Genomic DNA, 7,778 nt, shown 5'->3' with positions numbered 1-7,778 from the left:
CATAGTGTTTCGGTGGTCATAGCGTTAGGGAAACGCCCGGTTACATTCCGAACCCGGAAGCTAAGCCTTTCAGCGCCGATGGTACTGCAGGGGGGACCCTGTGGGAGAGTAGGACGCCGCCGAACAATCATTGTGGGAAAGCCCCGCACCGATCGTGAGATCAGGTGCGGGGCTTTTCTGCGTTCAAGGTCTACCCACCGGTAGCCCGGGACCCTACGCTGTGCGGCCATGACTCATGTGCGCCTTCGCCGTGGACGGGCTGCCCTGGCGATCAGCTTCTTCGTGCAGGGCGTCACCTTTGCCCTCCTGGTGACCCGGATCCCCGCCATCCAGGACCGGTACGGGATATCGGACGCGCTGCTGCCCGCCTTCCTCGCCGCCGTGCCGGTCCTCGCGGGGGTGGCCAGCGTGGGGACCGAGCGGCTGGTGCGGCGGGTGGCGCCCAGTGCCGTGCTGCGGTGGTCGCAGCCGGTCGTGCTGCTGGCCCTGCTCGGGGTCGGCGCCGGCGGCGAACTGTGGCAGGTGGCCCTCGCGCTGGGGGTGTTCGGGCTCGCGGTCGGTGGGCTGGACGCCTCGATGAACATGCTCGGCGTCAGCCTCCAGCGCGCGTACGGGCGCAGCATCATGCTGGGCTTCCACGCGGCGTACAGCCTCGGCGGGATCCTCGGCGCCTCGGCGGCCTGGGCCGGGGCGCACTGGAAGCTGGACCTGTTCGTCTCCTACCTGCCGGCCGTGGTCCTGCTGCTGCCGCTCGCCCTCGCCGGCAGCCGGTACTACGTCGACCAGGGCGGCCCCGAGCTCCGCAAGAGCGCGGCCCCCGCCGCCGGCGGGACCGGGTTCCGGCTGCTGGTGCCGCTCTGCTTCGTCATGGCCTGCGCGTACATCGGGGACTCCACCGTCTCCAACTGGAGCGCCAAGTACCTCCAGGACGTCCTCGGCAGTTCCGAGCAGCTCGCCACCGTCCCCTACAACGTCTACATGGTGACCACCCTCCTCGGCCGCGCCGTCGGTGACCTCGGGGTGCGGCGCCTGGGCGCCGCGGCCGTGGTGCGCGGCGGCACCGTGCTGGCGGCCGGCGGGTTCGCCGTCGTGGCGCTCGCCCCCGGGGCATGGGCGGGGATGGCCGGGTTCACGGTGCTGGGGCTCGGGCTGTCGGTGATCGTGCCGCAGACCTTCGCCGCGGCCGGGAGGCTGTTCCCCGGCGACTCCGACGCGGCCGTGGCGCGGTTGAACATCTTCAACTACGTCGGCTTCCTGATCGGCTCCCCGCTCGTCGGCGCCCTCGGAGACGCCTGGAGCTACCGCGGGGCCATGCTCGTCCCGATGGTGCTCGTCCTGCTGACGCTGCTCCCAGCCCGCTCGTTCGCCGCCGAGCCCGCCCGATACGGTGTCCGGCATGAGCGGCCGCGGGTTGTTGATGTGGGACGAGGCGGTAACGAAGTATGACTTCGGGCCCAGCCATCCGATGGATCCGGTGCGCCTGGCGCTGACCATGGGCCTGGTACGGGCCTTCGGGCTGGACCAGGTGCTCCAGGTGCGGGCCGCCCGGCCGGCGGGGGACTCCACGTTGCGCCTGGTGCACCGGGAGGACTACGTGGACGCCGTGAAGCAGGTGTCCGCGGATCCCCGGTCCGCCGACGGCTCGTACGGGCTGGGGACGGCCGACGATCCGGCCTTCCCCGGGATCCACGAGGCCTCCGCGCTGATCGCCGGTCAGTCGGTGGCGGCGGCCGAGGCGATCTGGGCCGGGGAGGCGGAGCACGCGGTGAACTTCGCCGGCGGGCTGCACCACGCGATGCCGGGCGGCGCCTCGGGCTTCTGCGTCTACAACGATCCGGCGCTCGCCATCGCCCGGCTGCTGGAGCTGGGCGCCGAGCGGGTCGCGTACGTGGACGTGGACGTGCACCACGGGGACGGGGTGCAGACGGCGTTCTGGGACGACCCCCGGGTGCTGACGATCTCCCTGCACGAGCACCCGCGGACGCTGTTCCCCCAGACGGGCTGGCCCCAGGAGACCGGGGGTCCGGCCGCCGAGGGTTCGGCGGTGAACGTGGCGCTGCCCGCCGGCACCGGTGACGAGGGCTGGCTACGGGCCTTCCACGCCACGGTGCCCGAGCTGCTGGCGGACTTCCGGCCGCAGGTGCTGGTGACCCAGCACGGCGCCGACACCCACTTCGAGGACCCGCTGGCGCACCTGGCGGTGTCCCTGGACGCGCAAAGGGCCGTGCAGGAGGCCTGCCACGAGCTGGCGCACCGGCACGCCGACGGCCGCTGGCTGGCGCTGGGCGGTGGCGGGTACGCGGTGGTGGACGTCGTCCCGCGGTCGTGGACGCACCTGGTGGCGATCGCCGGGCACCGGCCGGTCGAGCCGGGGACGGCGGTGCCGGCCTCGTGGCGGGAGGAAGTGTTCGCGCGGACCCGGCAGTTGGCGCCGGCCCGGATGACGGACGGGCGGTCGGTGGACTGGCGGGACTGGGACGCCGGCTACGACCCGGCCGACCGTACGGATCAGGCCGTTCTGGCGACCCGGCGGGCGGTGTTCCCGCTGCGCGGGCTGCTCGCCTGAGGATCCGACCGGGCGCGCGCGGGCGTTAGCCCAACGGTGGGCCGTGCGGCCCAATCGGCCCGGCCGGCGGGCCCGGTGCGGCAGCATCGGGAGGGTGTTGAGCACCGGCGCCCTGCGAGCGCATCTGCTGGCCGCCCGGTTGGCCGGCCCCGTCGCGACGTCCCGGGAGGAGAGCCTGCGCAGCTACCGGCTGTTCGCGGCCCGCGACCCGAGGGTGCTGCTGGGGCTGGACCCCGAGGGGGGCTGGGCCGTGCGGGACCTGCTGGCGCTGATGGCCGCCCGGTGCGGGGTCTCCGCGGACCCCGCGCACGTCAGCGGTCCGGACACGATCGACCCGGAGCGGACGGTGGCGGCGCTGGAGGCGTTCGCGCAGCGGCTGCGCGAGGTCGCGCGGAGCCGTGGGCCGGTGCTGTTAGGCACCGGGCACCCGGACCGGCTGTTGGGTTTCTACGCCACCTTGGCCCGGGCGTTGTCGGCAGCGGGCTGTGTTGTCCTCACCCCGGCGCAGGGGTGGGGGGTGGACGTGGCGACCCGGTTCGGCGTACGCCCGCACCGCCTGGACTACGTACAGGGGGTCGCACTGGTGCGGGAACCCGGCGTGCGGCCCCTCGGGAGTGCCACCGGCGCTCACACCCATTCGCCGCTGCCGGTTCGGATCGCGTTGGGGGCCCTGGCGGAGTCCGGGGGGCCGTTGCCGGAGCTGGTGGTGGGAGACCACGGGTGGGTCTGCGGGGCAGGTCAGCTGGGGTTCGAGGCGATCGGGCTGGCGGACACGGATGATCCGGCGGTGTTCGTGGGGGAGGCCGAGGGGCGCGTGGCGGTCGCCGTTCCGCTCGATGACGGGGTCCGTTCGGACTACTACCGGCCGCTCACCCGGTACGTGCTCGACCGGGCGAGCCTGTCGCTCGCCGAGTGAGGACCGTAGCTCCTCTTCCCCACTCGTATCACACGCCCCTACTCTGGGGAGTGAGCGTGCGACGACGTGGAGTAACCGGAGGGGAAGCCGGTGCCCCGTCATGCGCGGAAGGTCAAGGTGTGACATGGCTGCTGACCAGAGGCCTCTGAGCGAGGTCGTGTTCCTTACCGTGGCGGAGGTCGCCTCGGTGATGCGAGTGTCGAAGATGACCGTGTACCGCCTGGTGCACAACGGCCATCTGCCCGCCATCCGGGTGGGCCGCTCCTTCCGGGTGCCGGAGAACGCGGTCCACGAGTACCTCCGGGAGTCCTTCGTGGGGGTGGAGTCGGCCTGAGTCTGACCCCCCGGTGGCCCTCGGATTACAAGCTCGGAGCTCGGGCGGGTAGGCTAGGCCGACGTAGGTCGTGTGGGCCCAGACGCCCCGCACCAAGATTTCCTGCTGATGCGGGGATGAACCGAGAAGTGAGCGAGGGTAGTCGTGGGCTCTGTTATCAAGAAGCGGCGTAAGCGGATGGCGAAGAAGAAGCACCGCAAGCTGCTCAAGCGCACCCGCGTCCAGCGCCGTAACAAGAAGTAAACGGCAGCTGTACGTGTTCTCCGCAGCCCCTCCACCATCCTTGGTGGAGGGGCTGCGGTGCAGCCGGGTACTTCTGACTCGCACGAGGAGGCGCTGAGCGGTGGGCAAGGTCGTGCTCGTGACCGGGGCTGCCCGGCAGCTGGGGGGCCGCTTCGTGCGCCGCATCCAGCGTGATCCGGACGTGGAGCGGGTGATCGCGGTGGACGCGGTGACGCCGCCGCACCGGCTGGGGGCCGCGGAGTTCATCCGGACCGACATCCGGCAGTCCGCCATCGCCCGGGTGCTCGCCGAGCACGCCGTCGACACGGTGGTGCACCTCGCGGTCACCGGCGGCGGCCCGGCCGGTGCGCGCAGCGCCGTGAAGGAGACCAACGTCATCGGCACCATGCAGCTCCTCGGTGCCTGCCAGAAGTCCCCGACCGTACGGCGGCTGGTGGTGAAGTCCAGCACCAGCGTCTACGGCGGCGCGCCCAAGGACCCGGCCGTCTTCACCGAGACCAGCCAGCCCAAGGCGCTGCCCTCGACGGGGTTCGCCAAGGACGCCGTCGAGGTGGAGGGTTACGTACGGGGCTTCGCGCGGCGCCGGCCGGACGTGGCGGTGTGCGTGCTGCGGTTCGCGAACATCCTCGGCCCCTTCGCCGACTCGGCCCTCGCCGAGTACTTCTCGATGCCCGTGATGCCGACCGTGCTCGGCTACGACCCGCGGCTGCAGTTCGTCCACGAGGACGACGTGCTGGACGTCCTGGGCCTGGCGGCGCGCGAGCCGCGCCGCGGCACGCTCAACAGCGGTACGTTCAACATCGCCGGGGACGGGGTGCTGCTGCTGTCGCAGTGTTCGCGGCGGCTGGGGCGGCCGACGGTGCCGCTGCTGCTGCCCGCGGTCACCTGGGTCGGTTCGGCGCTGCGCACGGTGGGCGTGACGGACTTCTCGCCGGAGCAGATCCGGCTGCTGACCCACGGACGGGTGGTGGAGACCACCCAGATGCGGGAGGTGCTCGGCTTCGAGCCGATGTACACCACCGCCGAGACCTTCGCGGACTTCGCGCGGAGCCGGGGGACCGGGCTGCTGCCGCCGGAGCGGGTGGGCTGGGCCGTGGACCGGGTGGCGGGGCTGTTGGACGTCGAACTGGACGAGGGAGCGCAGCGATAGTGGCGGACGCCAAGGTCATTCCGTTCGACGAGGACCGCCCGCGCCGGCGGCTGCCGGGGCGGCGGGTGCGGTCGGTGCCCTCGCCGGCGACCGAGCCGGAGCCCGCGGTGCCGGTGTCCTCGGAGCCGGGCGGCGGCGGGGCCGGTACGGACTGGGACCGGCGGATCGCCGGCGGCCTGGCCTTCCTGCGGCGCCGGATCACCGGCGAGTACGACGTGGACGAGTTCGGCTACGACAAGGAGCTGACCGACCAGGTCCTGATGTCGCTGCTGCGCCCGCTGTACGACAAGTACTTCCGGGTCGAGGTGAAGGGGCTGGAGAACATCCCGGCGAAGGGCGGGGCCCTGATCGTCGCCAACCACTCGGGCACGCTGCCGCTGGACGGGCTGATGATGCAGGTGGCGGTCCACGACCACCACCCGGCGCAGCGGCACCTGCGGCTGCTGGCGGCGGACCTGGTCTTCATGCTGCCGGTCGTCAACGAGTTGGCCCGCAAGGCCGGGCACACGCTGGCCTGCGCGGAGGACGCGCAGCGGCTGCTGGAGTCCGGCGAGTTGGTCGGGGTGATGCCGGAGGGCTTCAAGGGGATAGGGAAGCCGTTCGGCGAGCGGTACAAGCTCCAGCGGTTCGGCCGGGGCGGTTTCGTCTCGACCGCGCTGCGGGCGGGGACGCCGATCGTGCCGTGCTCGATCGTGGGTGCGGAGGAGATCTACCCGATGGTCGGCAACGCCAAGACGCTGGCGCGGCTGCTGGGGATCCCGTACTTCCCGATCACGCCGACGTTCCCGTGGCTGGGGCCGCTGGGTGTGGTGCCGCTGCCGACGAAGTGGACGATCCAGTTCGGCGAGCCGATCCCGACGGACGGGTACCCGCCGGAGGCGGCGGAGGATCCGATGCTGATGTTCAACCTGACCGACCAGGTGCGCGAGCAGATCCAGCACACGCTGTACAAGCTGCTGGTGCAGCGGCGTTCGGTCTTCTTCTGACCGGTCCCTGACGTTGATCGGTCTCCGGCTCTGACGGTCTCCGACTCTGACCGGTCTCCTCTGCTGATCGGTCTCTGCGTACGAGAAGGCCCCCGACCACCGGTCGGGGGCCTTCTCGTGGCTACTCCGCGTCCTCCGCCTTCAGCCCCAGGCCCGGGAGGATGCCCGGGAGGAGCGGGGGCAGGGTGATCTCCGGCCTGGCCGGGTCGACCGGGAGGGGCGTGGGCCCGGTGGTGCCCGCCGCGGGCGGGTGGAGCAGGCCGTCGGCGCCGCCGAGGATCCCCTCCTTCTGGCTCGGACCCGCCGGGCTCGGCGGGGTGCTGGCCGGTGGGGTCTGGGCTCCGGGCGGGGTGGCCGCCGGGGGTGCGTGCTGCGGGGTGCCCGCCGGGGGAGCGGCCGGCTTGGACGCGGGGCTGCCCCCGCGCGTCTGCTCCGGCGGCTTCGGCAGCAGCGACTGCAGCGGCGCGACGTCATCGTCTATGGCCTGGAAGACCGAGCTCACCTGGTCCCCGACGTCGTTCAGCTGCGGCGGCAGCGACTCGCGGAGCCGGCCCCAGGCGTCGCGGTGGGTCCGGGAGAAGGAGGTGAGCGCCTGGATCGGGCCGAGCGAGCCGTCCCGTTCGTAGGCCGAGTGCAGCAGTCGGTGGGCCTCCGCGGCGTCGTGCCGCATGCCCGACAGGGTGCGTCGGATCTCGCCCAGGGACTCGTGGTCCAGGACTCCGGAGCGGCCGCGGTCCATCAGGCGGCGTGCCTCGGAGAGTCTGGTCGAGGCGCGGGTGAGGTACAGCTCGCCGCGGTCGGCGTCGTCGTCCGCCATGCCGAGCTTGAGGTCCTCCACGCCCCGTTTGAGCGGGTACAGCGAATCACCCGGCAGGGCGTCGGTACTGGCAGCGGCCACACCGCTGAACGCTCCCGCCGCCACGCCGACCGTGAGCCCCCCCGCTGCGATGCCCTTGGACCAGCGGGAGCGGGGCCGCAATTTCCGGAGCGGGGTCGCCCGGTGGGCGCCGCGGCCGGTCCGCTGCTCGGGCACCTGAGGGTCCGAGGCGGCACCGCCCCCGGCCCTCTCCTCCATCACCATGGCCTCCATGGCGGCCACGAGCTGGGCTCGTTGGACCACCTTGACCTCGGCGTCCAGCTGTGGGCGCGGCACCTCGCCGAGCGCACTCACCAAGGCCAGCAGCCGTTCGTGCTCAGCAGGTTCGGCAGGTGCCTCGGACTGCTCGGCCGCCGGCTCCGGTTCCGAAGGGTCGGACGGCGTCCGACCTTCCAGGGCCTGGGCGAAGGCGTTCGCCCGCCGGTGGGGAGAAACGTTCGCGATCACTGGCGGCACCTCCTCTCGTCATGACGATCGACTCCCCAAGGTGTCCGGAAGGTTGCCTTCCTTGAGCGCATCCACACTTTCGAGTGAGCGCCTTCGGGCATGGCGTGTCCACAGGGAGCCTGCATTCCGCACAACGAGCGGCGCGGCACTTGGGTTACGGACGAAGGATGATCTGACCACAGGGTCATGGAGGGGTCACCGATTGTCGGGAAAGGAGGGGTCGGGAGGACGGGGATGTGCTGCGGGATCGGGCTGGGGG

8 protein-coding genes and 1 rRNA gene are annotated in these 7,778 nt (G+C 72.1%); 8 read left to right on the top strand and 1 reads right to left on the bottom strand.

Going from position 1 to position 7,778, the window contains the following annotated elements; translation table 11 throughout:
- The first annotated feature begins 8 nt into the window (after nt 1-8).
- From rrf to EF918_RS29055, 8 genes are all read left to right on the top strand, one after another.
- Nucleotides 9-125 (top strand): 5S ribosomal RNA (gene rrf, locus EF918_RS29090).
- Between the two features lie 103 nt (nt 126-228).
- Nucleotides 229-1,446 (top strand): MFS transporter, encoded by a 1,218-nt coding sequence (locus EF918_RS29085; protein ID WP_125651915.1) that lies wholly within the window; start codon nt 229-231, stop codon nt 1,444-1,446.
- Nucleotides 1,397-2,566 (top strand): acetoin utilization protein AcuC, encoded by a 1,170-nt coding sequence (locus EF918_RS29080; RefSeq protein ID WP_125651914.1) that lies wholly within the window; start codon nt 1,397-1,399, stop codon nt 2,564-2,566. The genes EF918_RS29085 and EF918_RS29080 overlap by 50 nt, the downstream gene beginning before the upstream one ends.
- 94 nt (nt 2,567-2,660) lie before the next feature.
- Entirely contained in the window at nt 2,661-3,482 is an 822-nt protein-coding gene (locus EF918_RS29075; protein WP_125651913.1) for a phosphatase, read from the top strand.
- Between the two features lie 124 nt (nt 3,483-3,606).
- The gene (locus tag EF918_RS29070) at nt 3,607-3,816 is read left to right on the top strand and encodes a helix-turn-helix domain-containing protein (protein WP_185921972.1); all 210 of its coding nucleotides are present in this window, start codon (nt 3,607-3,609) and stop codon (nt 3,814-3,816) included.
- 144 nt (nt 3,817-3,960) lie between these two features.
- Nucleotides 3,961-4,059: an AURKAIP1/COX24 domain-containing protein gene (locus EF918_RS29065; RefSeq protein ID WP_003948845.1), complete on the top strand. Its 99-nt coding sequence runs from the start codon at nt 3,961-3,963 to the stop codon at nt 4,057-4,059.
- A 100-nt stretch (nt 4,060-4,159) separates the two neighbouring features.
- Nucleotides 4,160-5,209: an NAD-dependent epimerase/dehydratase family protein gene (locus EF918_RS29060; protein WP_125651911.1), complete on the top strand. Its 1,050-nt coding sequence runs from the start codon at nt 4,160-4,162 to the stop codon at nt 5,207-5,209.
- Nucleotides 5,209-6,195 carry a lysophospholipid acyltransferase family protein gene (locus tag EF918_RS29055; protein ID WP_125651910.1) on the top strand — a complete coding sequence of 329 codons (987 nt, stop codon included), beginning with the start codon at nt 5,209-5,211 and terminating at the stop codon, nt 6,193-6,195. The genes EF918_RS29060 and EF918_RS29055 overlap by 1 nt, the downstream gene beginning before the upstream one ends.
- Before the next feature lie 121 nt (nt 6,196-6,316).
- On the opposite strand, the gene EF918_RS29050 is transcribed toward EF918_RS29055, so the two are convergent.
- Nucleotides 6,317-7,519 (bottom strand): DUF5667 domain-containing protein, encoded by a 1,203-nt coding sequence (locus EF918_RS29050; RefSeq protein WP_125651909.1) that lies wholly within the window; start codon nt 7,517-7,519, stop codon nt 6,317-6,319.
- Nucleotides 7,520-7,778 lie beyond the last annotated feature (259 nt).

It is taken from the genome of Streptomyces sp. WAC06614, from assembly GCF_003949795.1.
GTDB lineage: Bacteria > Actinomycetota > Actinomycetes > Streptomycetales > Streptomycetaceae > Streptomyces.
This window is presented reverse-complemented; position numbering and strand designations above follow the sequence as displayed.